Annotated in this window: 19 protein-coding genes; 11 read left to right on the top strand and 8 right to left on the bottom strand. The window is 65.1% G+C overall.

Features of this window, described 5'->3' with window-relative positions; genetic code table 11:
- Window positions 1–40: 40 nt before the first annotated feature.
- Both BLT98_RS11600 and BLT98_RS11605 read left to right on the top strand, forming a co-directional pair.
- Window positions 41–5,353: a hybrid sensor histidine kinase/response regulator gene (locus BLT98_RS11600; RefSeq protein ID WP_092607839.1), complete on the top strand. Its 5,313-nt coding sequence runs from the start codon at window positions 41–43 to the stop codon at window positions 5,351–5,353.
- Window positions 5,354–5,382: 29 nt separating this feature from the next.
- A complete protein-coding gene (locus tag BLT98_RS11605) occupies window positions 5,383–6,024 on the top strand; it encodes a hypothetical protein (protein ID WP_092607842.1) in 642 nt (213 codons plus the stop codon).
- Here BLT98_RS11605 and BLT98_RS11610 read toward each other — a convergent pair.
- Window positions 6,017–7,480 carry a cryptochrome/photolyase family protein gene (locus BLT98_RS11610; protein WP_092607845.1) on the bottom strand — a complete coding sequence of 488 codons (1,464 nt, stop codon included), beginning with the start codon at window positions 7,478–7,480 and terminating at the stop codon, window positions 6,017–6,019. The two genes, BLT98_RS11605 and BLT98_RS11610, sit on opposite strands and share 8 nt — an antisense overlap.
- A 442-nt stretch (window positions 7,481–7,922) precedes the next feature.
- Between BLT98_RS11610 and BLT98_RS11615 the strand changes: the two genes are divergently transcribed.
- The 6 genes from BLT98_RS11615 to BLT98_RS11640 all read left to right on the top strand — a co-directional run bounded on the left by BLT98_RS11615 (window position 7,923) and on the right by BLT98_RS11640 (window position 12,756).
- Window positions 7,923–8,525 (top strand): YqgE/AlgH family protein, encoded by a 603-nt coding sequence (locus BLT98_RS11615; RefSeq protein WP_034746689.1) that lies wholly within the window; start codon window positions 7,923–7,925, stop codon window positions 8,523–8,525.
- Window positions 8,526–8,690: 165 nt separating this feature from the next.
- Entirely contained in the window at window positions 8,691–9,074 is a 384-nt protein-coding gene (gene ruvX, locus BLT98_RS11620; protein WP_070256114.1) for a Holliday junction resolvase RuvX, read from the top strand.
- Between the two features lie 39 nt (window positions 9,075–9,113).
- On the top strand, window positions 9,114–9,638 hold the full coding sequence (gene pyrR, locus BLT98_RS11625) for a bifunctional pyr operon transcriptional regulator/uracil phosphoribosyltransferase PyrR (protein WP_034780225.1): 525 nt from the start codon (window positions 9,114–9,116) through the stop codon (window positions 9,636–9,638).
- On the top strand, window positions 9,631–10,596 hold the full coding sequence (locus BLT98_RS11630; RefSeq protein WP_034746695.1) for an aspartate carbamoyltransferase catalytic subunit: 966 nt from the start codon (window positions 9,631–9,633) through the stop codon (window positions 10,594–10,596). Before pyrR ends, BLT98_RS11630 begins: the two co-directional genes overlap by 8 nt.
- A gap of 24 nt (window positions 10,597–10,620) precedes the next feature.
- Entirely contained in the window at window positions 10,621–11,922 is a 1,302-nt protein-coding gene (locus BLT98_RS11635; protein ID WP_070255919.1) for a dihydroorotase, read from the top strand.
- Window positions 11,923–12,009: 87 nt separating this feature from the next.
- A complete protein-coding gene (locus tag BLT98_RS11640; RefSeq protein WP_092607848.1) occupies window positions 12,010–12,756 on the top strand; it encodes a lysophospholipid acyltransferase family protein in 747 nt (248 codons plus the stop codon).
- Here BLT98_RS11640 and BLT98_RS11645 read toward each other — a convergent pair.
- From BLT98_RS11645 to BLT98_RS11675, 7 genes are all read right to left on the bottom strand, one after another.
- Window positions 12,753–13,517, bottom strand: coding sequence for an ABC transporter permease (locus BLT98_RS11645; RefSeq protein WP_034780216.1), 765 nt, complete (start codon window positions 13,515–13,517; stop codon window positions 12,753–12,755). The two genes, BLT98_RS11640 and BLT98_RS11645, sit on opposite strands and share 4 nt — an antisense overlap.
- Before the next feature lie 2 nt (window positions 13,518–13,519).
- Window positions 13,520–14,764, bottom strand: a complete 1,245-nt coding sequence (locus BLT98_RS11650) for an ABC transporter substrate-binding protein (RefSeq protein WP_092607851.1) — start codon at window positions 14,762–14,764, stop codon at window positions 13,520–13,522.
- A 17-nt stretch (window positions 14,765–14,781) separates the two neighbouring features.
- Window positions 14,782–15,588 carry an ABC transporter ATP-binding protein gene (locus BLT98_RS11655; protein WP_092607854.1) on the bottom strand — a complete coding sequence of 269 codons (807 nt, stop codon included), beginning with the start codon at window positions 15,586–15,588 and terminating at the stop codon, window positions 14,782–14,784.
- Window positions 15,585–16,664, bottom strand: a complete 1,080-nt coding sequence (locus tag BLT98_RS11660) for an acyl-CoA dehydrogenase family protein (RefSeq protein ID WP_092607857.1) — start codon at window positions 16,662–16,664, stop codon at window positions 15,585–15,587. Before BLT98_RS11660 ends, BLT98_RS11655 begins: the two co-directional genes overlap by 4 nt.
- Window position 16,665: 1 nt before the next feature.
- Window positions 16,666–17,220, bottom strand: a complete 555-nt coding sequence (locus BLT98_RS11665) for a carboxymuconolactone decarboxylase family protein (RefSeq protein WP_034780208.1) — start codon at window positions 17,218–17,220, stop codon at window positions 16,666–16,668.
- Between the two features lie 118 nt (window positions 17,221–17,338).
- Complete coding sequence (locus BLT98_RS11670; RefSeq protein ID WP_092607860.1) at window positions 17,339–18,259, bottom strand: AraC family transcriptional regulator; 921 nt, start codon at window positions 18,257–18,259, stop codon at window positions 17,339–17,341.
- A gap of 107 nt (window positions 18,260–18,366) precedes the next feature.
- A complete protein-coding gene (locus BLT98_RS11675) occupies window positions 18,367–19,206 on the bottom strand; it encodes a symmetrical bis(5'-nucleosyl)-tetraphosphatase (protein WP_092607863.1) in 840 nt (279 codons plus the stop codon).
- Window positions 19,207–19,661: 455 nt separating this feature from the next.
- On the opposite strand from BLT98_RS11675, the gene BLT98_RS11680 reads away from it, so the two are divergent.
- From BLT98_RS11680 to waaC, 3 genes are all read left to right on the top strand, one after another.
- A complete protein-coding gene (locus tag BLT98_RS11680; protein WP_034780203.1) occupies window positions 19,662–19,970 on the top strand; it encodes an H-NS histone family protein in 309 nt (102 codons plus the stop codon).
- A gap of 92 nt (window positions 19,971–20,062) precedes the next feature.
- A complete protein-coding gene (locus BLT98_RS11685; RefSeq protein ID WP_034780201.1) occupies window positions 20,063–21,445 on the top strand; it encodes a phosphomannomutase/phosphoglucomutase in 1,383 nt (460 codons plus the stop codon).
- A 4-nt stretch (window positions 21,446–21,449) separates the two neighbouring features.
- Window positions 21,450–22,472 carry a lipopolysaccharide heptosyltransferase I gene (waaC, locus tag BLT98_RS11690; protein WP_092607866.1) on the top strand — a complete coding sequence of 341 codons (1,023 nt, stop codon included), beginning with the start codon at window positions 21,450–21,452 and terminating at the stop codon, window positions 22,470–22,472.
- The last annotated feature ends 16 nt before the right edge of the window (window positions 22,473–22,488 follow it).

A 22,488-nucleotide genomic window follows, 5' to 3' on the forward strand; every position in this document is an offset into this window, starting at 1 on the left:
ACGCCGCGCCAGTCCAGGCGATTTCCTTACCGAGGCATGCATGAGCACACCTGATAGTCCACAGCAGTCCAAGCCGTTCGACAGCGAACCTTTGTCGTGGGTGATGGTGGAAATCCGCGAAGCGCTGGGCCGCTCGAAAACGGCCCTGTTCGAGGCGGGTGGCCGCGAGCGCGAGGAACGCGCCACGGCCCTGCAGCATGCACGCTCGCATCTGCACCAGGCGCATGGCGCGCTGGTGATGGTGGACGTGGCCGGCGCCAGCCTGCTGACGGACGGCGCGGAACAGGCGCTGGCGCGCTTTCGTGACGGCAGCCTCGAATACACGCTGGACCATGCGCAAGTCGTCGCCGAACTGTATCAGGCCCTGATCGAATACCTGGAAGACCTGGTGGCCGGCACGCCGCCGCAGCCGACGCGTTTGTTTCCCTACTACCGCGACCTGCAAACCATGCTGGGCGCCGAACGCAGTCACCCGGCCGACCTGTTCTTTCCGCCGGCATCGATGCTGGAAGGGCATGCCATCGCGCTGGCGCAGGCGCCCCCGGTGGCCGATTATCCGGCCTGGCGCGGACGCTTTGAAAAGTCCCTGTTGCCCTTCCTGAAGGCGCAGGATGACGCGGCGCGGCGCCAGCATGCCAGCGACTTGCACGCCACCTTGACACTGGTGGCCGACGCGCAGCAGGAAGCACCGGCGCGCACCTTCTGGTTCTCCATGCAGGCGTTTGCAGGGCTGGCTGCCAGCGGCGAGGGCATGGGCACGCTCAACGTCAAACAGTTGTTCGGCCTGATCAACCTGCAATTGCGCCGCCTGGCGCAGGGTACGGCCAGCCTGCCCGAATCGATGCTGCGCGACGCCCTGTTCTTCATCGCGGCCGCCACCGAGCCGACGCCGGAGGCACGCCAGCTGCGCGCCGCCTTTGCCCTGGAGGGGCAGGTTCCCGCCGACGTGGAAACGCGGCGCTACGGCCAGGTTGACCAGGATGCCTTGCAAGGCGCCCGCACGGCCCTGGCGCAGGCGCGCACCAGCTGGAGCCGCCTGGCGCAAGCCGACCTCGATCCAGCCCTGGGCACGGATTTCGAAGAGTCGCTGCAACAGGTGGCCGCACATGTGGAGTCCTTGAAGCAGCCGGCCCTGGCCAGCCTGCTGCGCGAATGCGCGGCCGTGGCGCGGCAAGCCGTGGCCAGCGGGCGCAGCGCGGCCTTGGAAAATGAAATCGGCATGGCGCTGCTGTTTGCCGACACGGGGCTGGAGCAGCTGCGCCGCCTGCCCGACGATTTTGCCGGCAATGCGGAAACCATCGCCGCGCGCCTGCAGGCGCTGCTGGCTGGCGAAGCGCCGCCGCCCGTCACGGCGGGCGAGATGTCGCGCCAGATCGAACAGGGCCAGACGGTAGCCGCGCTGGCCGAGGAAATGAAGACGGGTCTGCGCCAGGTGGAAAAGGTGCTCAACGCTTATTACGCGGATACGTTGCGGCCGGAGGGGGCACTCGATGGCGTCGCGCCCGTGCTGGGCCAGTTGCAGCAGCAACTGGCGGGGCTGGGACAGGAAGACGCGTGCGCCGCCGTGCTGCAGGTCGACGCGTCCGTGCGGCAGCTGGCCGGTAGCGGCGCCAATGCGGAGGCGCATGCGGAGGCGCTCGACGAGATCGCGCAAAATGTCAGCGCGCTGGGCTTTTTTGTCGATATGCTGGGCCGCAATGCGCAGGCGGCCAGCGGGCGTTTCCATTTCGATGCTGCCGCCGGCACCTTCCGCGCCCTGCCATTTGAGAAAGTCGCCGCCGCCGGTGCCGTACCGGTGCCCTTGCTCGACCAGACCCTGGCGCCCGCCGCGCCTGCCGGCATGGATGCCGCGCCCGCCGTGACCGATGTCGATGCGGAGATGCTCGATATCTTCCTGGCCGAAGCGCGCGAAGTGCTGGCCTTTATCGACACCACCCTGGCCCTGCCGCGGGAGCAGGCCGCCAGCGGCGACCACCTGGCCATGCTGCGCCGCTCGTTCCATACCCTGAAAGGCAGCAGCCGCATGATCGGCCTGGCGCAGTTTGCCGAAGCGGCCGGCGCCATCGAACGCGTCATGAATACCTGGCTGGCCGAGGCGCGCCCCGTCAGCGACGACTTGTTCACCTTGCTGAATTACGGCTGGTACCAGCTCAGCGAATGGGTGGCCGAACTGGAAGGCGGAGCGGGGCGCGAGCGCGAGGCCGGCATGCTGCTGATGGCGGCCGAGCGCGTGCGCGAAGGCGGTCCGTTCGAATTGCGCAAGCCGCGCCCGGCCGCGCCCGTGGCCAGCAATGGCAATGTGATCGGACTTCCCCTGGCCACGGCGCCCACGCTGCACGAAGCGCCGGACGATCACCTCAAACACGTGGGCGAACTGCGCATCAGCCTTCCCTTGTACAACATCTACCTGGCCGAAACGGATGAATTGTTGCGCGTGCTTACGCGCGACTTCGGCGAGTGGCGCCATGAACAGCGCGCCGTCAGCGCGGAGGCGCTGCAAGCCGTGCATACGCTGGCGGGAACCTCGGGCACGGTGGGTTTCCAGTCCCTGCGCGACCTGGCGCATGCGCTTGAAACGGTGATCGAGACGGTGGTGCCGCCGCTGTCCGGCCTGCGCGCCGAACAGCACGACGTGCTGGAACAGGCCACGCAGCGCATCGGGCAAATGCTGCAGGCGTTCGCGCTGGGAGATCTGGCGCCAACGCAGCCGGACATGATCGAAGCGCTCAACACCCTGTGGCGCGCCCTGACGGCGCCGCCGGGCGAGAGCCAGGAAGACCGACTCGACGCCCTGTTTGCGGCCGCCTACGCCAGCATCGTCGGCGCGCCGGCCCAGCCTGCCGAGTCGCTTGCCGACGCGCCGGCCGACGCATTGGCCGAGATTCCTGTACCCCAGCTCGAGACCCTGTTCGAGGCGACGTATGCGAGCATCGTCGCCGACGCGCTGCAGCCGGCTGCTGCCGAAGTGCCGGCACCGGCGCCGATGCAGGACAGCGGCGCCAGCGACGACTTGTTCGACGCCGGTTTCGAGCACGCGCCGCCATTGGAGCACGCGGCGCCGGAAGCGCCGGCGCCCGCCATCATGCCGGCCGACGCGGCCGCGCTGCTGGCGGCGAGCGCCGGCATCAGCGATGAACTCGACCTCGATTTATTGTCCGTCTTCCTGGAGGAGGGCGCCGACCTGTTGCCGCAGATCGGCGAGGCGCTGCGCAGCTGGCAGCAGCAGCCGCACGACAGCGGCCAGGCGCAGATGCTGCTGCGCACCCTGCATACGGTCAAGGGCAGCGCCCGCATGGCCGGTGCCATGCGCCTGGGCCAGCATGCGCATGAAATCGAGACGCATATCGAAAACATGCTGCATGCGGGTACCGCCACGCCGCAGGCCTTCGAGGAATTGCTGGCCCACTACGACCATGCGCTGCACCTGTTCGAACAGTTGCAGCAGCCCTTGCTGCCCTTGCCGGGCATGGAAGACACGCCTGCCGCCGAACCGAAGGCGGCCCTGGTGCGCGTGCGCGCCGATATCCTCGACCGCCTGGTGAACCAGGCTGGCGAAGTGTCGATCACGCGCTCCAAGATGGAAAATGAAGTCGGCGTGCTGGGCGCTTCGCTGGCCGAGTTTTCCGACAACCTGGCGCGCTTGCGGCGCCAGCTGCGCGAAGTGGAAATGCAGGCCGAATCGCAGATCGCCTCTCGCATGGCCGTCGGCAGCGAGCGCGATTTCGACCCGCTCGAATTCGACCGCTTTACGCGCCTGCAGGAACTCACGCGCATGATGGCCGAAAGCGTCAACGACGTGGCCTCGTTCCACGAAAACCTCAGCCACAGCGTCGATGCGGTAACGGACGACCTCGTGCTGCAGGCGCGGCTGACGCGCGAGCTGCAGCGCGACCTGATGCAGATCCGCATGGTGCCGTTTGCCAGCATCGCCGAACGGCTGTTCCGCGTGGCGCGGCAAAGCGCCAAGGAAGTCGACAAACGCGTCAACCTCGACATCCGCGGCGGCGGCGTGGAAATCGACCGCAGCGTACTGGAACGCATGGCGGCGCCCTTCGAGCACCTGCTGCGCAACGCCATCGTGCACGGCGTCGAGCCGCGCGACGCGCGCCTGTCCGCGGGCAAGAGCGAAACGGGCGAGCTGCTGGTGCAGGTCAGCCAGCAGGGCAATGAAGTGGCGATCGCCTTTTCCGACGATGGCGCGGGGCTGGACCTGGAACGCATCCGCGCCAAGGCGCACGGCGCCGGTCTGGTGGCGACGGATGCGCCATTGACCGACGCGCAGGCGGCCGAACTGATTTTCACGCCCGGCTTTTCCACCGCCGACAGCCTGACGGAACTGGCCGGGCGCGGTTTTGGCATGGACATCGTGCGATCCGAAGCGCTGGCGCTGGGCGGGCGCGTGGAAACGCTGACGCAGGCGGGCCTGGGCATGCGCTTCACCATCCACCTGCCGCTGACCCTGGCCGTCACGCAAGTGGTGCTGCTGGCGGCCAGCGGCAAGACGTATGCCCTGCCATCGGTGCTGGTGGAGCAGGTGCTGCACCTGAAAGGCGAACAGCTGGAGCAGGTGCGGGCGGCCGGGCGCATCGAGTCGCACGGGCAGTCGCTGGCGCTGCATCACCTGTCGGCAATGCTGGGCGAGACGCCGGCGGCGCAGGCCACGCAGCGCTATGCGCCCGTGCTGTTGCTGAGGAATGGCAATGACAGGCTGGCCTTGCAGGTCGATGACGTGGTGGGCAACCGCGAAGTCGTGGTCAAGCACGTGGGCCCGCAGCTGGCGCGCATGCCGGGCATCGCCGGCGCCACGGTGCTGGGCACGGGCGATATCGTGCTGATCCTCAATCCGGTGGCGCTGGCACAGCATCTGGAGCACCATCCGGAACTGTTGGCGCAGTATGCGCTGGCCAGCAGCGAGCAGCATGCCGCTTCCAGCGCGCTGGCCGTGCCTGCCGTGCGCGTGATGGTGGTCGACGACTCGCTGACGGTGCGCCGCGTGATGCAGCGCCTGTTCGAGCGCGAAGGCTACCAGGTGCTACTGGCCAAGGATGGCGTCGATGCGCTGGAACAGCTGCATGCGCTGGAGCCGGCTGCCATGCCGGCCCTGCTGCTGGTCGACGTGGAAATGCCGCGCATGGATGGTTTTGATTTGACGCGCAATGTGCGCAGCGACGACAAGACGCGCGCCATCCCCGTCATCATGATTACCTCGCGCAGCGCCGACAAGCACCGCGCGCACGCGTTCGAGCTGGGCGTGAATGCGTATTTCGGCAAGCCGTTCCAGGAAGAGGAATTGCTGGAGGAAGTGCAGCGCCTGCAAACGGAGGCTGGTGCCGAAACACCGCGGCAACCATAACAGGCGTGCATCGCCAAATCAGGAAAACAATGAGCCTTCACGCCAAACTGAAAAAACTCGAAGACAAAGCCATGACCAAAGGTGAGCATGCGGTCGCCGCGGCCGCGGCCCATCTGTTGCAGGATATCGACTCCATCGACAGGCAAATCAACCTCGTCGGGGCGTTGCATGAAGTGGGCTATCTGCAGAACTCGCTGAAGCCCTACTGGAATGCGTTCAGGGCCGATGAGCCGGCATGGATAGAGCGCTGCCTGGCAAGGCTGGCCATTGCCGATCATGACTATTGGGCACTCGCCGCGCTGCTGGGGTGCGATGGTCCGGCCACCATCGGCATCGCCATGGGCAAGGGGTTCAAATCCGCCGCGACGAGGCAGTACGAACGTTTTGACAAACCCGCTGTCCATGTCGATACCCTGTATTTGTCAGGCATGGGCAAGGTGCTGCATCCCATATTGGAAATCGGCTATGACACGCGGGAAATGATCAATGTCGACGTGGGAAGAGCGCGGGCACTGAGCATCGACAATCAGTTGGACACTGCGCAATGGCAGCCAGGCGACCCGCTGGGGACGGGCGGACTATCCCTTTCCATGCAGGCGAAACTTCCGCACGGCGCCTGGCGGTCGGTGTGGACGCCGTTCACCGCACAGGAAGCCGGTGGTCCTACTTGACCACTTTGACCACTTCATAACGTTCCAGGGTCTCCTTGCGCGCCTCGTCGTGCTGCACCAGCGGTTCCGGGTAATCGCGCCCCAGCATGATGTTTTTTTGCTCGAGCAGCATGCGCGGCACCAGCCAGGGGGCATGGATTTCCTTGTCGCCCAGCGCCTTCAGCTGCGGCAGGTAGCGGCGGATGAAGCGCCCGCTGGCATCGAATTTTTCCGACTGCGTGACGGGGTTGAAGATGCGGAAGTAGGGCTGCGCATCGCAGCCGGACGACGAGGCCCATTGCCAGCCGCCGTTGTTCGAGGCCAGGTCGAAGTCATTCAGGTGCAGCGCGAAATACGCTTCGCCGCGGCGCCAGTCGATGCCCAGATCCTTGATCAGAAAGCAGGCCGTGACCATGCGCAGGCGGTTGTGCATGTAGCCCGTCTGGTTCAGCTGCGCCATCGCCGCGTCCACCAGCGGATAGCCGGTGCGCCCCTCGCACCAGGCGGCAAACAAGGCATCGGCTTCGGGGCCCGTTTCCCAGGCGATGGCGTCGTAGGCGGGTTTGAAGGCGCCGCCTTCCACGTGCGGGTTCTGGTACAAAATCATGGCATAGAAATCGCGCCAGATCAGTTCCGCCAGCCACACGGGCGCGCCATCGCCGCCACCGCCACGGTCCATCAGGTCGACCACGGTGCGCACCAGATAGCGCAGCGACACGGTGCCGAAGCGCAGATGCATGGACAGGTAGGATGGCCCCTTCAGGGCGGGAAAATCGCGCGCCACGTCATAGCGGGCCACGCGCGGCAGGAAATCCTCGAACAGCTGACTGGCGCCCGCCATGCCGGTGGGGATGGCCAGTTCGGCCAGGTTGCTGGCCTCGAAACCCAGTTCGCCCAGGGTGGGCAGGGGCGCCGGCGTGCCGGCGCGCGGCGGCGCCAGGCTGGCCGCATGCGGCTCGATATCGAACGGCGCAAGGCAGGCGGGTTCGGCGCGCATTTTCTTCAGCCAGGCATTCTTGTACGGCGTGTAGACGGTATACGGCTTGGCCGAGAGCGTCAGCACCTCGTCCTTTTCAAAGATGACCTGGTCCTTGAAACTGAACCACAGGCGCGCGTCGCGCGTGAGCGCGGCGGCCACGCCGGCGTCGCGCGCGATCGCTTGCGGCTCGTAGTCGTGGTTGGCAAAAACGGCGTCGGCGTTCAACTCGGCGGCCAGGCGCGGGATGGTCTCGGCCGCGTCCGCGTGCAGCACGATCAGGTCGCCGCCCAGCTGGCGCAGCTCGCTGGCGAGCTCGGCCACACTGGCATGGATGAAGTCGACCCGCCGGTCGCGGCGCGGCAGCGTTGCCAGGATGGCGGTGTCATACACGAAGACGCAATGCACGGCCTGGCTCTGGCGCAGGGCGTGATGCAGTGCAGCATGGTCAAACGCGCGCAGATCGCGCCGGAACCACACCAGGGAAGTCTTGATTGTCATTATTTCGCGTGTTCAGGGTCAAAGATAGGCGATTTTTTGCCGCCAACAGGGCTTTATGGCCGCTCGCGTCGTGCCTTTGGCGTCGCTGCGGCGGCAATTCAGTGTAAACTACCGGGTATGTTCATGGTGCTTTATGTGCGACAGCGATTTTGCAATCAATTTTACAATTGGCATTGAAATGTGCTTGCAGGGAAAGCGACGTTTCCTATCAAGCAAGTCACTCAGCGTGCAGGATGTCGCCGCATGGCACAGCGAATTGATAACTAATTTATAACATAACAAGAATAGCGCCTGGCAACACGGTTCCCGCCGCCCAGCATTCGCGGCAGGATGTGCCAGGCGTACGATAGCGGGGTAAGCGAGACTTGCCAGCAAGCCCACAGAGAGAGCATCGCGTATGAAAAAGAGTAAAATCGACCAGACTCTACCAGGACATCGTCTGATGCAGGGTGTGGGAGAGCCGGCCGCGACCGGTTCCTCCACCCTGAATCTGGCCAACCATTTCCTGATTGCGATGCCGGCCATGCAAGATCCGATCTTCGGCGGCACGGTCGTGTACGTGTGTGAACATAATGAAAACGGCGTGCTGGGTGTCGTCATCAACAAGCCCACCGACATGACCATGGAAGTGCTGTTCGACCGCATCGACCTGAAACTGGCGGCCGGCAGCGACACGCCCATCATCAACGAACCGATCATGTTCGGCGGTCCAGTGCAGGATGACCGCGGCTTCGTGCTGCACACGCCGGGCGCGCGCTATTCCTCGTCGCTGACGGTGACCGATGAAGTGGCGTTTACCACGTCGATCGACGTGCTCGAAGCCGTCGCCAAGGGCGATGGCCCCGAGCGCATGCTGGTCTCGATCGGCTATTCGGGCTGGAGCCCGGGCCAGCTGGAAGACGAGATCGGCCGCAACGGCTGGCTGACGGTAGGCGCCTCGGCCGACATCCTGTTCGATTTTCCCATCGAGCAGCGCTACGTGGCGGCCATCAAGTTGCTGGGCATCGACCCCCTCATGCTGGCGAGCGAGGCCGGACACGCATGAGGTGGATGCCATAAACCTACTGCGCAGCCCACTTTCGGGCATCCGTTGCTCGCTGTACCTTCGTACAGCTCCGCTACTCAACCCGACATTGAGCTTGCTCGCTACGGTTTCTGGCACCACCTATGTTGATCTTTATTATGGAAAAATGCTGTGACGAGTGACGCCATCGACACCATCCTCGCCTTCGATTTCGGCTTGAAACGCATCGGCGTGGCCATCGGCAATACCATGATTTGCCAGGCCAAGCCGCTCAGCGTGATCACGGCCACGGCGAACGAGCCGAAGTTTGCCGCCATCGATAGCCTGATCAGGGAGTGGGGCGCCAGCCGCATCGTGGTGGGCTTGCCCAGCCATCCCGATGGCACGGAACACGAGATGAGCGCGCGCTGCCGCCGTTTCGCCAACCAGGTGCATGGCCGCTTCAACCTGCCGGTGGAACTGGTCGATGAGCGTTACTCCTCGGCCGTCATCGCCGCCAAGCGCGGTGAAGTGATCGACGACCGCGCCGCCGCCATCATCCTGCAACAGTATTTCGACGCGAATTATTAATCTGACCCTAGACTTCCTCCCTGAATGATCAAGAACTCTATGCCGCATCCTACGAATCCTTCCCAACTCGACGCCGAGGCCCTGTACGCGGTCTTGCTGCAGCAAGTGCAGAGCGGCCTGGCGGGCATCCCCAACGTGGCCATCGTCGGTATCCATTCGGGCGGTGCCTGGCTGGCCGAACGCCTGGCGCGCGACCTGAACCTGCTCGACCGCCTGGGTGTGCTCGATGTCTCGTTCTACCGCGACGACTTTGCGCAGAAGGGCCTGCATGCGGACGTCAAGCCGACGCAGATCAGTTTTGACGTGGCCGGCGCCACCATCCTGCTGGTCGACGACGTGCTGTACACGGGCCGCACCACGCGCGCGGCCATCAACGAATTGTTCGACTACGGCCGCCCGGCGAAGATCATGCTGGCCGCCCTGGTCGACCGCGGCGAGCGCCAGTTGCCGGTGGCCGCCGATTTCGTGGCCGCCTTCACAGCCGTGCCGCCGGGCCAGGCCCTGGTCCTGAAGCAAGCCGACGATGGAAAATTCACGCTCACCATAGATACCCACCATGCTTAATCCGCAACTGAATAAACACGGCGAACTGCAACATCTGCTGACGATCGAAGGCTTGCCGAAGTCTATCGTCAACCACATTCTCGATACCGCTTCCTCGTTCGTCGGCATTTCCGACCGCGATGTGAAAAAGGTGCCGCTGATGCGCGGCAAGAGCGTTTTCAACCTGTTCTTTGAAAACTCCACGCGCACCCGCACCACCTTCGAGATCGCCTCGAAGCGGCTGTCGGCCGACGTCATCAACCTGAACATCCAGGCGTCCTCGGCCAGCAAGGGCGAGTCCCTGCTCGACACCATCGACAACCTGTCGGCCATGCATGCCGACATGTTCGTCGTGCGCCATGCGCAGTCGGGCGCGCCCTACCTGATCGCCAAGCACCTGATCGACACCAAGCAGCCGCACGTCCACGTCGTCAACGCGGGCGACGGACGCCATGCGCACCCGACCCAGGGCTTGCTCGACATGTACACGATCCGCCACTACAAGAAGGATTTCACGAATCTGACGGTGGCCATCGTGGGCGACATCCTGCACAGCCGCGTGGCCCGTTCCGACATCCACGCGCTGACCACGCTGGGCGTGCCGGAAGTGCGCGCCATCGGCCCGCACACCCTGCTGCCGGGCGGCCTGGAGCAGATGGGCGTGCGCACCTTCACCAACATGGATGAAGGCCTCAAGGGCGTCGACGTGATCATCATGCTGCGCCTGCAAAATGAACGCATGAGCGGCGCGCTGCTGCCATCGGCGCAGGAATACTTCAAGAGCTATGGCTTGACGCCCGAGCGCCTGGCGCTGGCGAAACCGGACGCCATCGTCATGCATCCGGGCCCGATGAACCGCGGCGTGGAAATCGATTCGGCCGTGGCCGACGGTCCGCAGGCGGTGATCCTGCCGCAGGTGACCTTCGGTATCGCCGTGCGCATGGCGGTGATGAGTATTTTGGCTGGTAATCAGGGCTGATAGCCCAAGGACGAGTAAGCGAGCATGACGACACTACATATCAAGAACGGCCACCTGATCGACCCTGCCAACGGCATCGATGGCTTGCAAGACCTGTTTATCGCCGACGGCAAGGTGCTGGCCGTGGGCAGCGCCCCGGCCGGTTTCAAGGCCGACACCACGTTTGACGCGGCCGGCCTGGTGGTTTCCCCCGGCCTGGTCGACCTGTCCGCGCGCCTGCGCGAGCCGGGCTACGAATACAAGGCGACCCTGGAATCAGAACTGCAGGCAGCTCTCCAAGGCGGCGTCACGAGCCTGGTCTGCCCGCCCGACACCGACCCCGTGCTGGACGAGCCGGGCCTGGTGGAAATGCTGAAATACCGCGCCAAGACGCAGAACAAGGCCCACGTGCATCCGCTGGGCGCACTGACCATGGGCTTGAAGGGCAAGTCGCTGACGGAAATGGCGGAACTGACGGAAGCGGGCTGCATCGGCTTCGCGCAGGCGGAAGAGCCGATCGAAGACACCACCGTGCTGCTGCGCGCCATGCAGTATGCGAACACCTTCGGCTACACCGTCTGGCTGCGCCCGCAGGATCCGCATATCGGCCGCGGCGGCATCGCCCACAGCGGCCCGCTGGCGTCGCGCCTGGGGCTGTCCGGCGTGCCCGTGATGTCCGAAACCATCGCCCTGCACACGATTTTCGAATTGATGCGCGCCAGCCGCGCGCGCGTGCACCTGTGCCGCATCTCGTCGGCGGCCGGCCTGGAACTGATCCGTGCGGCCAAGGCCGAAGGCTTGCCCGTCACCTGCGACGTGGGCGTGCACCATGTGCACCTGACGGACGCCGATATCGGCTTCTTCGACCCGAATGCGCGCGTCACGCCGCCGTTCCGCAGCCAGCGCGACCGCGATGCGATCCGCGCCGGCCTGTTTGACGGCACGGTCGACGCCATGTGCTCGGACCATACGCCTGTCGATGACGATGAAAAACTGCTGCCGTTCGGCGAAGCGTCGCCCGGTGCCACGGGGCTGGAGCTGCTGCTGTCGCTGGCCCTGAAATGGGCCGACGACTATGCGCTGGCGCAGCCGCAAGCGGGCGCCCGTCCGCTGGCGCGCGCCGTGGCCAAGGTCACGGCGGACGCGGCCCGTGTCGCCGGCATCCCGGCCGGCAGCCTGGCCGTGGGCGAAGCGGCCGACATCTGCGTCTTCGATCCCGCCGCGCGCTGGACCGTGTCGTCGGCGTCGCTGGCCAGCCAGGGCAAGCACACGCCTTTCCTCGGCTATGAGCTGAGCGGCATCGTCAAGGCGACCATCGTTGCCGGACAGGTGGCGTTTCAGCGTTAAAAAATCAGATCCATGGACCGGGGCGCGCTGCCCCGGCATCCCTTGTCTGCTCCCGGATTTCGGTTCTGGTTTATTTGTTGGTGTGATTTGAAACTTCTGCTTACCTACCGCCTCGCGCGCATCGCCATTCACCTGGGCTGCGGCATGGCCAAGAGCGCCGTGCTCTTTCCCTGGCTGGACCTGGAGGGGCGCAACCGGCGGATCCGCCGCTGGTCGACGCAACTGCTCGACATCTGCGGCGTGCACGTGGCGCAGCCGGCAGACAGCGTGCCGGCACTCGACCATGCGATGGTGGTGGCGAACCACGTTTCGTGGCTCGATATCTTCGTCATCAATGCCGTCCACCCCTGCCGTTTCGTCGCCAAGGCGGAAATCCGCGCCTGGCCGATCCTGGGCTGGCTGGCGGGGCGCGCCGGCACCATCTTCATTTCGCGCGGCAGCAAGCGCGACCTGCGTTTGATTTTCCAGGGCCTGGTGGATAAATTGACGGCGGGCGAGCGCATTGCGTTCTTCCCCGAAGGCACGACCGCCGCGCAAGGACAGATCCTGCCGTTTCACGCCAACCTGTTCGAGGCGGCCATCGACGCGCAAGTGCCGGTGCAGCCGTTCGCGCTCGTGTATGTGGATGACAAGGGAGCCTTGCATCACGCCGTCGACTTCATCGGCGACATGAGCTTTGCGCAAAGCATGGTGGCGATTCTGAGCGGCCCGCCCATCACGGCGCGCCTGACCTGTCTGGCGCCAGTGGCGACGCTCGACGCGCACCGCCGTGAACTGGCAGCGGCAACGCAGGCGACTATCGCCGCCACGCTGCCGCTGGATAAGGCGGCTTAGTTCTTCACGTGCAGCCAGCGCGCATGCGCGGCGCGGGCCAGGTAGTCGAGGATGAAGCCGAGTATGCCGATCAGCACGATGGCGGCCATCAGCTCCGAATACGCGAGCCGGTCGCGCGTGTCGAGGATGAAGTAGCCGAGGCCCGCCGACACGCCCAGCATTTCCGCCGGTACCAGCACGATCCAGATGATGCCGATGGCCAGGCGCACGCCCGTCAGGATATCGGCCGTAATGCCCGGCAAAATTACCTTGAAGACGATCTCGCTGCGCGTGGCCGACAGGCTGCGGGCCAGCAGCAGCCAGTTCGGATCGAGCCGCGCCACGCCGGCCGCCGTATTGAGCAGGATCGGCCAGACGGCCGCAAACGCCAGCAGGAAGTACACGGGCGCGTCACCGACACCGAGCACCATCACGGCAATCGGCATCCACGATAACGGCGAAATCATGCGCAGCAGCTGGAACAGCGGCATGGCCGCGCCGGAAAAGCTCTTCGACATGGCCACCAGCACGCCCAGCGGCACGCCGATGACGATGGCCAGTCCCAGGCCCACGGCTACCCTTTGCAGGCTCAGTACCACGTGCAGCCAGATATCCGAACCGCCCACCATCTCCTGGAACGCCAGCGCCGTGGGCAAGGGCGCGAAGGCGGTGGCGATCGGCGTGGATTTCTCCAGCGCCGTCACGCCCATGGACCACAGCAGCAAGGCACAGGCCAGCCCCACCAGGGGCAGGCCGAACTTCGTGAACAACTTGCTTGCCATCGTCAGACCGCCACGGTTTCGCTGCGCAGCAGGTTGGCCGGCAAGCCGAAGGCGGCCGGGCCGCCGACTGCCGTGATGGCCTTGCGCACGAAGCGGTCATCGACCAGGTCGCGCGCGGCGAACTTCGGATCGAGGTTGGCCAGGAAGCGCGTATCGCCTTCGACCTTGGTGCGGCCGATGGCGCGCACCAGCTCTTCCGTGTACGAGGCGAACGGATATGGCTGGAAGTCGATGCGGCGCTGCTGCCAGTTCTTGTGCGCGATCAGACCCAGTTTTTCATAGCTGGCGTAATCGGTGGTGGCCAGCACCTTCGTCAGCACTTGCAGCGGATGCGGCGTGTAGCGGTGCTCGCCCACGTTCGACAGCAGCTTGGCCGTGTCGACCTGGTTCGAGCGCGTCCACAGCTGCGCCTTGACGATGGCGTTGGTGACCTTTTGCGCCCATTCGGGACGCGTGTTGATGTCGCGTTCGGACAGGAACGTGACGCAGCATGCATGGTTTTTCCACACGTCGCCCGAGAAGCGCAGGATCTTGCCGATGCCGGCGTTTTCCGCCGCCGCATTGAACGGCTCGGCCACGATGTAGCCGGCAATCGACTTGCTGGCCAGTGCGGAGACCATTTCGGCCGGCGCCAGCACGATCAGATTGACCTCATTCGATTTGATGGCTGCGTTGCGCGCGCGCGTGACCGGGGTCAAGCCATTGGCGCTCAGGATTTGCTGCAACAGGATGTTGTGGATCGAGTACCAGAACGGGATGGCAACCGTGCGCCCGCCCAGGTCGGAGACCTTGTTGATCTCGTTGGCCACCGTCAGCGCGGAACCGTTGACGTGGTTCCAGGCGACGACTTTGGCGGGGAACTTGGCGCCGTAGCGCACCCACAGGGTGGCCGGCGACAGCAGGTGGATGACGTTGACCTGGCCGGCGACGAAGGCTTCGATGATCTGCGCCCAGCTGCGGAACAGGCGCGGCGTTTCCGCCTGCAAGCCCTCGGCCTCGAACAGCTTGCGGGCGTGCGCGACGAGCAGCGGGGTGGCGTCGGTGATCGGCAGGTAGCCGATCTTCACGGGTTGGTCATCGCCTTTCGGACCTTGCTGGGCCATGGCGTCGCCGGCGAACAGCAGCGGCGAGGCGACGCTGGCCGTGGCCAGGGCCGACATGCGCAGGAAGTCGCGCCGCGTCAGGCCGCAGTCGCAATCGGACGAGGCGCAGATGTGCAGGGGTTTGTTTTGGTCTTCGAATGTCATGGGAATGTTCCGGTCGATTAATGGGGAGCAAAGGCGGGCGTTTGATCCTGCTTTTGCAGCGCCTGCAGGGCGTCGAGGATGTCCATCTTGAGGGCGATGACGTCGGCGCTGTGGCCGATGCGCGGCTGGGCGATGGCGACGGGCCATTCGCGCACGATGTTGCCCGGCTTGCCGCCCATGAGCAAGATGCGGTCGGCCACGAGGATCGCTTCATCGATATCGTGCGTGACGAGCAGCACGGCCGTGTGCCAGCGGTGCACCACGTCGACCAGCAGCGACTGCATCTCGGCGCGCGTGATGGCGTCGAGCGCGGAAAACGGTTCATCGGCAAACAGCAGTTCCGGTTCGCGCGCCAGCGCACGGGCCAGCGCCACGCGCTGCGCCATGCCGCCCGACAGGGCGGACGGGTACAGTTTTTCGCGGCCCTTCAAGCCGACCGCTTCGATGGCTTGCGCCACGCGCGCCTTGTGCGCCTCGCGCGTGAGCTGCGGCTGGTGCTTGAAGTCCAGGCCAAAACCGGCATTGCCCGTGACATTCAGCCAGGGCAGGAGGCTGGCCTGCTGGAAGACGAGGGCGCTGCGCGGATCCGGTTCGCGCATGGGCGCATCGAGGAACTGGATCTCGCCCGTCGATGGCGGCTGCAAGCCGGCCAGCACGCGCAGCAGGCTCGATTTACCGCAGCCGCTGCCGCCCAGCAGGCAGACGATTTCACGCTTGCGCACGCCCAGCGAGACGTGCTGGAACACAGGCGCTGTGCCGGGATAGGCGTAGCTCAGGTCCTGCGCCTGCAGCGCCCAGTCTTGCGCTTCCGCTGCAGCCGTCATGCCGGAGCCCCCGCTGCCGCCTGCTGGCTGTCGAACAGCTGCAAGGCCGCCTGCAATTGCGTCAGGCTGGGGGTGACGATGGGGATGAACGACGATTCGCGCCAGCGGCGGGCAAAGCCCTGCTGCTCGGCGTTCAGGTAGGCGCGCCCGCCCATGGCTTGCAGTTCCAGCATCAGCGCCTGCTGCAGCACGTCGGCCAGCTGTATACGCAGGCGGAACATGGCTGGCGCCTGCGTCTGGAAGCGGCCATCATGCACGCCGGCCAGCAGCGTAGCGACGGCGTTTTCCAGGGTGGCTTGCAGCGCTTCGATGCGGGGCGTGAGCTGGTTGCGCGAGCCGGCGGAAATCTGCGCCGCTTTTGCCAGGCTGGCGCGCGCCAGGCCGATCGACAGGCCGCACTGCATGCCGAGGAACGATGGGCGCACCTGCGGCAGCCAGGCTGGCGCATTGTCGCTGATGATGTCCGCGGCGGGAATGTGCACCTGCGCCAGCTTGACGGAAGCCGTATTGCTGCCGCGCAGGGCGATCAGGTCCAGGTCTTCGCTGCGCTTGACGCCTGCCGTGCCGCTGTCGAAGGCGACGATGACGGGGGGCGCGCCGTCGTTCGGCGCCACGGCGGCGGCCGCGACAAAGCCCGCCTTGCGCAAGTTCGTCACCCAGGCCAGGCCGCCGTCGACCAGCAGGCCGTCATCGTGGCGCGCGCCCGTGATCTGCAGCTGCTCGATGCCGGACAAGAATTTCATGGCGTTCGACAAACCGCTGGCGCCCGCTTGCGTGCCTGCCAGCAGGCCTGGCAGGCGGCGCTCGGCCAACGCGCGGTTCTCGCTTTGCAGCAGGAATTCGATGAAGCAGCGCTGGCCCCAGAAAACAAAAGCTGCCGTCACCGATTGCTCGGCCACTTTGGCGATGGCGTCGATGGCGTCGCGTACGTCGCCGCCCGCGCCGCCATGTGCCTGCGGCACGCCGATGGCCAGCAGCTGGTCGCCAGCGAGGGCCGGCAAAACGGTTTCAGCCAGTTCCGATGATTGGTCAAGCTGGTCGGCATGCATGTGCAGCCAGTGATTGAGGCGGCCCATGTCAGACGGCGCCAGGCAGGTAGGGCGTCAACTGCGGATTGACGGGCGTGCCGGCCAGGCTGTTGGAGAAATTGCACAGGGTGGCCAGGCTGATGCCCAGCACGACTTCCAGCGCCTGCTGTTCCTCGTAGCCGGCGGCCAGGAAGGCTTGATATTCGGCGTCGCTGACGGCGCCGCGCGTGGCGATGACGGCCGTGGCGAAGGCGGCGACGGCATCCAGTTTGATGTCACCCGTCGGCTGGCCGTGCTGCAGGGCGCGCACCGTGTCCGGTGTCTGGCCCGCTTTTTTCAGCGAGATGGCACTATGGCCGGCGATGCAGAAATCGCAGCCATGGATGCGCGCTGCCGTGATTTGCACCACTTCGCGTTCCATCAGGCTCAGGCTGGCGCGTCCATTGATGCCGGAGACGGTCAGATAGGTTTCCAGGGCCAGCGGGGCATTGGCCAGCACGCCGATCAGGTTGGGCAGGAAGCCATTGTTGGCGATGGCCTTTTCCACGAAGGGACGGCTATCGGCCGGAGCGGTATCGAGAGTGTGCAGCGTCAGACGGGACATGGGGTACCTTGCTAAGTTGGTAAGTCACCCGGCCATTATATCGGCCATGCCGTGCGCGCAACAGACGTCAGCGTCGCCCTTTTGTGCTCGTTCGTCTGCGATTGTGAGATCCTTGATTTCAGCTGGCCAGCTGGCGCAGGCGCTGGTCGCGCCGGTAGGCGCCCGGCTGCTCGCCCGTGACCCGCTTGAAGGCGCGCGTAAAGGCGGCGTGCGAGCGGTAGCCCACCAGTTCGGCCGCGCGTTCGACGGAGACGCCGTCGTGCAGCCGGCGCGCCGCGATCTTCATGCGCAGCAGGAGCAGGAACTGGGCCGGCGAGTGGCCGCTGGCGCTGGCGAAATGCTTGCAGAAGCTGGCGCGCGACATGCACGCTGCCTTGGCCATGTTCTCGATCGACCAGTCGGCGGCGGGGGCGTCGAGCATGCGTTCGAGCAGCGGCGAAAACGCGGGCTGGTGCAGCAGCGACAGCAGGCCGGCCGCCACCTGCTCGCCCTGCGCCACATGGCGGATCAGGTAAAAGAACAGCAGTTCGACCAGGCGCGCGATGAGCGGCGACGGTTGTTCCGGATCGCCGCCCGCCTCCGCCAGGATCAGGTCGAACAGCGCGGCGGCGGCGCTGAAGGCGGGCGCGTCGCCGCGTATCAGCAGATATGGCGGGAAAGAGTCGACGATCAGCGCGGAGAGGGCACCGCGAAATTGAAAGAAGCCGCAGGCCAGCGCCGTCGCCGGCAGTTTCGTGGGCGCCTGCAGCGGCAGCATGGCTTGCGTGCTGACCGCCTGCAGCGGGTCGCTGTGGGGACTCAGAAAGTGCGGCAAGTCGCGCAGCAGGAAGACGCCGTCGCGCGGGCCGAGCGCGATTGGCGCCGCGCCATCGAGGTGCAGATAGCAGTGGCCATCGAGCACCAAGTGAAAGCTGCCCAGTTCCCGGCCCGCCGTGGAGGCGCGCCAGCGGCCGCAGTACTGGCCCACATGCAGGACGGCGGTGTCGAGTTCCAGGCTGCCGAGCAGCCAGCGCGCCAGTCTGTCGGTATCAGGGGACATGGGATAGCACAGGCAAAAGCTGCATCATAAAAGTTGCATCATAAGGGCCACGCGCGGCAAGGCCAACGACCGATTTCGACTAAGCATATGCGCGCCATGCTAGTCACTTACCGTTTGCCGCTGTGCTGCTGGAAGGCAGGGCAGTCGACTTGCAGCAGCGAGCGGTCTTCCAGACAAACGGCCGACAGTTTTCCGCCCCACACGCAGCCGCTATCGAGGCCAATCAGGTGCGGCCGCAACTGCAGTCCCAGCGCCGACCAGTGGCCGAAGACGATGGTGTCGCCAGCGCTGCGCCGTCCCGGCACGTCGAACCACGGCAGCAGGCCGGAGCCGGGCGGCGGGCTGCCGCTTTCCTTCATCTTGAAGTCCATCACGCCGTCCGGCGTGCAAAAGCGCAGCCGCGTCATGGCGTTGATGATGCAGCGCAGCCGGTCGGCGCCCTGCAGGTCGTCGCGCCAGGCGGCCGGCTCGTTGCCGTACATGGTGCGCAGGAACGCCACCCAGCCGTCGCTGCGCAGCATGGCGGACACTTCCCCGCTCAGAGACAGGGCCTGGGCAGCGCTCCATTGCGGCAGCAAGCCCGCATGCACGAGCACATGGCCGTCGTGTTCCAGTGCCAGTGGCCGCTGGCGCAGCCAGGCGAGCAATTCCTCGCGGTCGGGCGCATCGAGGATCTCGGCCAGCGTATCGGACGCATGCTCGGGGCGGATGCCGTTGGCCACGGCCAGTAGGTGCAAGTCATGGTTGCCCAGGACGCTGTCGGCCAGGCCCTGCCGCGCCAGCGCATGCACGTGGCGCAGGGTGGCCAGCGATGCGGGGCCGCGATTGATCAGGTCGCCCGCGAACAGCAGGCGGTAGGGGCCATCCGCTGCCGCCTGGATCCGTTCGATCAGCTCGACGGTTTGTGCGTGGCAGCCTTGCAGATCGCCGATAAAGTAAGTTTTCATATGTGCCGGGGTGAAGTGAACTACGCGCCTGCATTATAAGCATGCCAGCCCTTTGGCGTTGAGTACATTGCGGGGCTGCGAGCAATTGCGCGCATGGCCGGCGGGAAGAAAAAAGCGGATGCCGATTATGCCGCATGGGGATTTAATAGGGCTGCATTTCCCGTTGCCGTACATCGATAATAATCGGCCAGCGCGTTTGTCGGCATGAATGGCTGCGCCATGCCAGCCTTGCAAGCGGCATGCGCAGCCATTCCGGAATGCCACGCATCCTTGTTTATTTATTTTTCACGCGTGCTTTCGGCATATTCTTCATTGAATCTTAATGTTGAGCAGATAAATACGCTGATGGCCGCGATTCAATAGTTGATGGATTATGCAGCGGTGCGCAGCTGTTTATACAATGTAGTATATTTCACGTGATTTTATTATTTAAATTAATGTAAAGGATGTACCGGATGGATCTGTCAACGATGACAATGCTGGAATTGCGCAAGCTGGAAGATAATGTGAAGCAGGAATTGAACGGCCGCGAGCGCGAAGACTTGAACAAGGCGCGCGAACAGATCATGGCCATCGCGCAGCAGGCGGGCATTCCGCTGAAACAGCTGATACTCGATGGTTTGCACCCGCGCACGGGCAAGGTGGCGGTGCGTTACCGCCACCCTGACAATGCGACCGAGCAATGGACAGGCCGTGGCCGCCAGCCGCTGTGGGTCAAGCAGTGGGTGGAATCGGGCAAGTCGATCGATCTGCTGCGCGTATAATTCGGTATACTCTTGGCGCAGCAGCAAGCTGTCAGCCGCGCGCTGCACCTTGCCAGGCACCACACTATTCCCTTACTTATACCGCCCACACCATGCTTCCATTGTCCAGAACGATCTTCAAGGCCTACGATATTCGCGGCATCATCGCTAAAACCCTCGATGCCAGCGTGGCGCACAAGATCGGTCAGGCATTTGGCCAGGCAGCCCTGGCCAAGGGCGAGCAGCGGGTCGTGATCGGCCGCGATGGCCGCCTGTCGGGACCGGAATTGACGGCAGCGCTGGCGCAGGGCTTGCAAGCGGCAGGCATCGATGTGATCGACCTGGGCGTGGTGGCTACGCCGATGGTTTATTTCGGCACGAATGTGCTCGACACGCGCTCCGGCATCATGGTCACGGGCAGCCACAATCCGCCCGACTACAACGGCTTCAAGATGGTGCTGGCCGGTGAAGCCATTCACGGCGAAGCGATCCAGGCCCTGTACCACAGCATCGTCGCGCACGACGGCAGCGCCAGCAGCACGCCAGGCAGCTATGCCACGCACGATATCCGCGCCGCCTACCTGGAGCGCATCCTGGGCGACGTCAAGCTGGCGCGCCCGATCAAGATCGCCGTCGACTGCGGCAATGGCGTGGCCGGCGCATTCGCGGGCGACCTGTTCCGCGGCATGGGCTGCGAAGTCATCGAACTGTTCTGCGAAGTCGATGGCAATTTCCCGAACCACCACCCGGACCCGGCGCATCCGGAAAACCTGCAAGACCTGATCCGCTGCCTGGCCGAGACGGATGCCGAAATCGGCATCGCCTTCGACGGCGACGGCGACCGCCTGGGCGTGGTCACCAAGGATGGCCAGATCATCTACCCTGACCGCCAGATGATGCTGTTTGCCGCCGACGTGCTGACCCGCCACCCAGGCGCGCAGATTTTGTATGACGTGAAATGCACGCGCCACCTGGCGCCGTGGATCAGCAAGCATGGCGGCGTGCCGCTGATGTACAAGACGGGCCACTCGCTGGTGAAAGCCAAGCTGCGGGAAACGGGCGCGCCGCTGGGCGGCGAAATGAGCGGCCACATCTTCTTCAAGGACCGCTGGTACGGTTTCGACGACGGCTTGTATTCGGCTGCGCGCCTGCTGGAAATCCTCACGCGCGAAGCGGATCCGTCAAGCCTGCTCAATTCCCTGCCGCAGTCCGACAGCACGCCGGAACTGCACCTGGAACTGAAGGAAGGCGAGAACGTCGCGCTGATGGACATGCTGCGCCGCGACGCCGTCTTCCCCGGCAATGAACAGATCATCACCATCGACGGCTTGCGCGTGGAATACGCGGACGGCTTCGGCCTGGCCCGCTCGTCGAACACCACGCCGGTGATCGTCATGCGCTTCGAAGCGGAAACGCCGGAAGCCCTGGCGCGCATCCAGGGGCAGTTCAAGAGCGTGATCCTGGCGGCCAAGCCAGACGCTGTCCTGCCGTTCTGACAGCATGGCCGGTCAACCTGGCGCACAGGCGCCCTTGAAAATCCTGCTCGTGCGGGTATCTTCGCTGGGCGACGTGCTGCATAACTTGCCGATGGTGGCGGACATCGCCCGCCATTTCCCGAACGCGACCATCGACTGGGTGGTCGAGGAGGGCTATACCAGCCTGGTGCGCCTGAACCCGCGCGTGGCTACCATCTTCCCGTTTGCGCTGCGGCGCTGGCGCAAGAGCCTGGGCAAGAAAGAGACGCGCGCGGAAATCGCCGCCTTCTTCCGCAGCCTGCGGCAGACGCGCTACGATTATGTGTTCGATACCCAGGGGCTGCTCAAGACGGGCATCATCATGGGCGCCGCGCGCCTGGCGCCGGGCGGACAGAAAGTCGGCCTGGCCAATGGCAGCGAAGGTTCCGGCTATGAAGGCATCTCGCGCCTGTTTCACACGAAAAGCATTCCGCTCGACCCGCGCACGCATGCGGTAGCGCGGGGCCGCCTGGTGGCCGCCGCGGCACTCGGCTACACGGTCGACACGCCGGCCGATTTCGGCTTGCCGGAAGTATCAGGCAGCGAGCCGCGCCCGGACTGGATGGGCGAGGCGCCTTACTGCGTGTATTTCCACGGCACGGCGCGCGACGGCAAGAAATGGGCGCCGGAAAACTGGATCGCCCTGGGCCAGGCGCTCGCGCCCATGCCGATTCTGCTGCCCTGGGGTTCGCCCAAGGAAAAGGCGGAAGCCGAACAAGTGGCGGCCGGCCTGCCGAATGCGCGCGTGCTGCCTAAGCTGTCGATGGGCGACGCCACCCTGCTGGCGCGCCATGCGGCGCTGGTGATCGGCGTCGACACGGGCCTGACGCATATCGCCGCCGCCTTTGTGCGCCCGACGGTGGAAATCTATGCCGATTCCCCGTTGTGGAAAACGGAAGGCAACTGGTCGCCGAAAATCATCAACCTGGGCGACAAAGGCGCGCCGCCCGGCGTGCCGGAAGTGCTGGCCGCGGCGCAGCGCCTGCTGGCCGACTATCCTCCCGCCTGACTTCAACATCAAACAA

The sequence above is a fragment of the Janthinobacterium sp. YR213 genome (assembly GCF_900099875.1).
Taxonomy (GTDB): domain Bacteria; phylum Pseudomonadota; class Gammaproteobacteria; order Burkholderiales; family Burkholderiaceae_D; genus Janthinobacterium; species Janthinobacterium lividum.

What these genes read in the sequence shown, in the direction of transcription:
- BLT98_RS11600 (WP_092607839.1), top strand. Translation starts at nt 41, where the DNA reads ATGAGCACACCTGATAGTCCACAGCAGTCCAAGCCGTTCGACAGCGAA.
- BLT98_RS11605 (WP_092607842.1), top strand. Translation starts at nt 5,383, where the DNA reads ATGAGCCTTCACGCCAAACTGAAAAAACTCGAAGACAAAGCCATGACC.
- BLT98_RS11610 (WP_092607845.1), bottom strand. Translation starts at nt 7,480, where the DNA reads ATGACAATCAAGACTTCCCTGGTGTGGTTCCGGCGCGATCTGCGCGCG.
- BLT98_RS11615 (WP_034746689.1), top strand. Translation starts at nt 7,923, where the DNA reads ATGCAGGGTGTGGGAGAGCCGGCCGCGACCGGTTCCTCCACCCTGAAT.
- pyrR (WP_034780225.1), top strand. Translation starts at nt 9,114, where the DNA reads ATGCCGCATCCTACGAATCCTTCCCAACTCGACGCCGAGGCCCTGTAC.
- BLT98_RS11630 (WP_034746695.1), top strand. Translation starts at nt 9,631, where the DNA reads ATGCTTAATCCGCAACTGAATAAACACGGCGAACTGCAACATCTGCTG.
- BLT98_RS11635 (WP_070255919.1), top strand. Translation starts at nt 10,621, where the DNA reads ATGACGACACTACATATCAAGAACGGCCACCTGATCGACCCTGCCAAC.
- BLT98_RS11645 (WP_034780216.1), bottom strand. Translation starts at nt 13,517, where the DNA reads ATGGCAAGCAAGTTGTTCACGAAGTTCGGCCTGCCCCTGGTGGGGCTG.
- BLT98_RS11650 (WP_092607851.1), bottom strand. Translation starts at nt 14,764, where the DNA reads ATGACATTCGAAGACCAAAACAAACCCCTGCACATCTGCGCCTCGTCC.
- BLT98_RS11655 (WP_092607854.1), bottom strand. Translation starts at nt 15,588, where the DNA reads ATGACGGCTGCAGCGGAAGCGCAAGACTGGGCGCTGCAGGCGCAGGAC.
- BLT98_RS11660 (WP_092607857.1), bottom strand. Translation starts at nt 16,664, where the DNA reads ATGGGCCGCCTCAATCACTGGCTGCACATGCATGCCGACCAGCTTGAC.
- BLT98_RS11665 (WP_034780208.1), bottom strand. Translation starts at nt 17,220, where the DNA reads ATGTCCCGTCTGACGCTGCACACTCTCGATACCGCTCCGGCCGATAGC.
- BLT98_RS11670 (WP_092607860.1), bottom strand. Translation starts at nt 18,259, where the DNA reads ATGTCCCCTGATACCGACAGACTGGCGCGCTGGCTGCTCGGCAGCCTG.
- BLT98_RS11675 (WP_092607863.1), bottom strand. Translation starts at nt 19,206, where the DNA reads ATGAAAACTTACTTTATCGGCGATCTGCAAGGCTGCCACGCACAAACC.
- BLT98_RS11680 (WP_034780203.1), top strand. Translation starts at nt 19,662, where the DNA reads ATGGATCTGTCAACGATGACAATGCTGGAATTGCGCAAGCTGGAAGAT.
- BLT98_RS11685 (WP_034780201.1), top strand. Translation starts at nt 20,063, where the DNA reads ATGCTTCCATTGTCCAGAACGATCTTCAAGGCCTACGATATTCGCGGC.
- waaC (WP_092607866.1), top strand. Translation starts at nt 21,450, where the DNA reads ATGGCCGGTCAACCTGGCGCACAGGCGCCCTTGAAAATCCTGCTCGTG.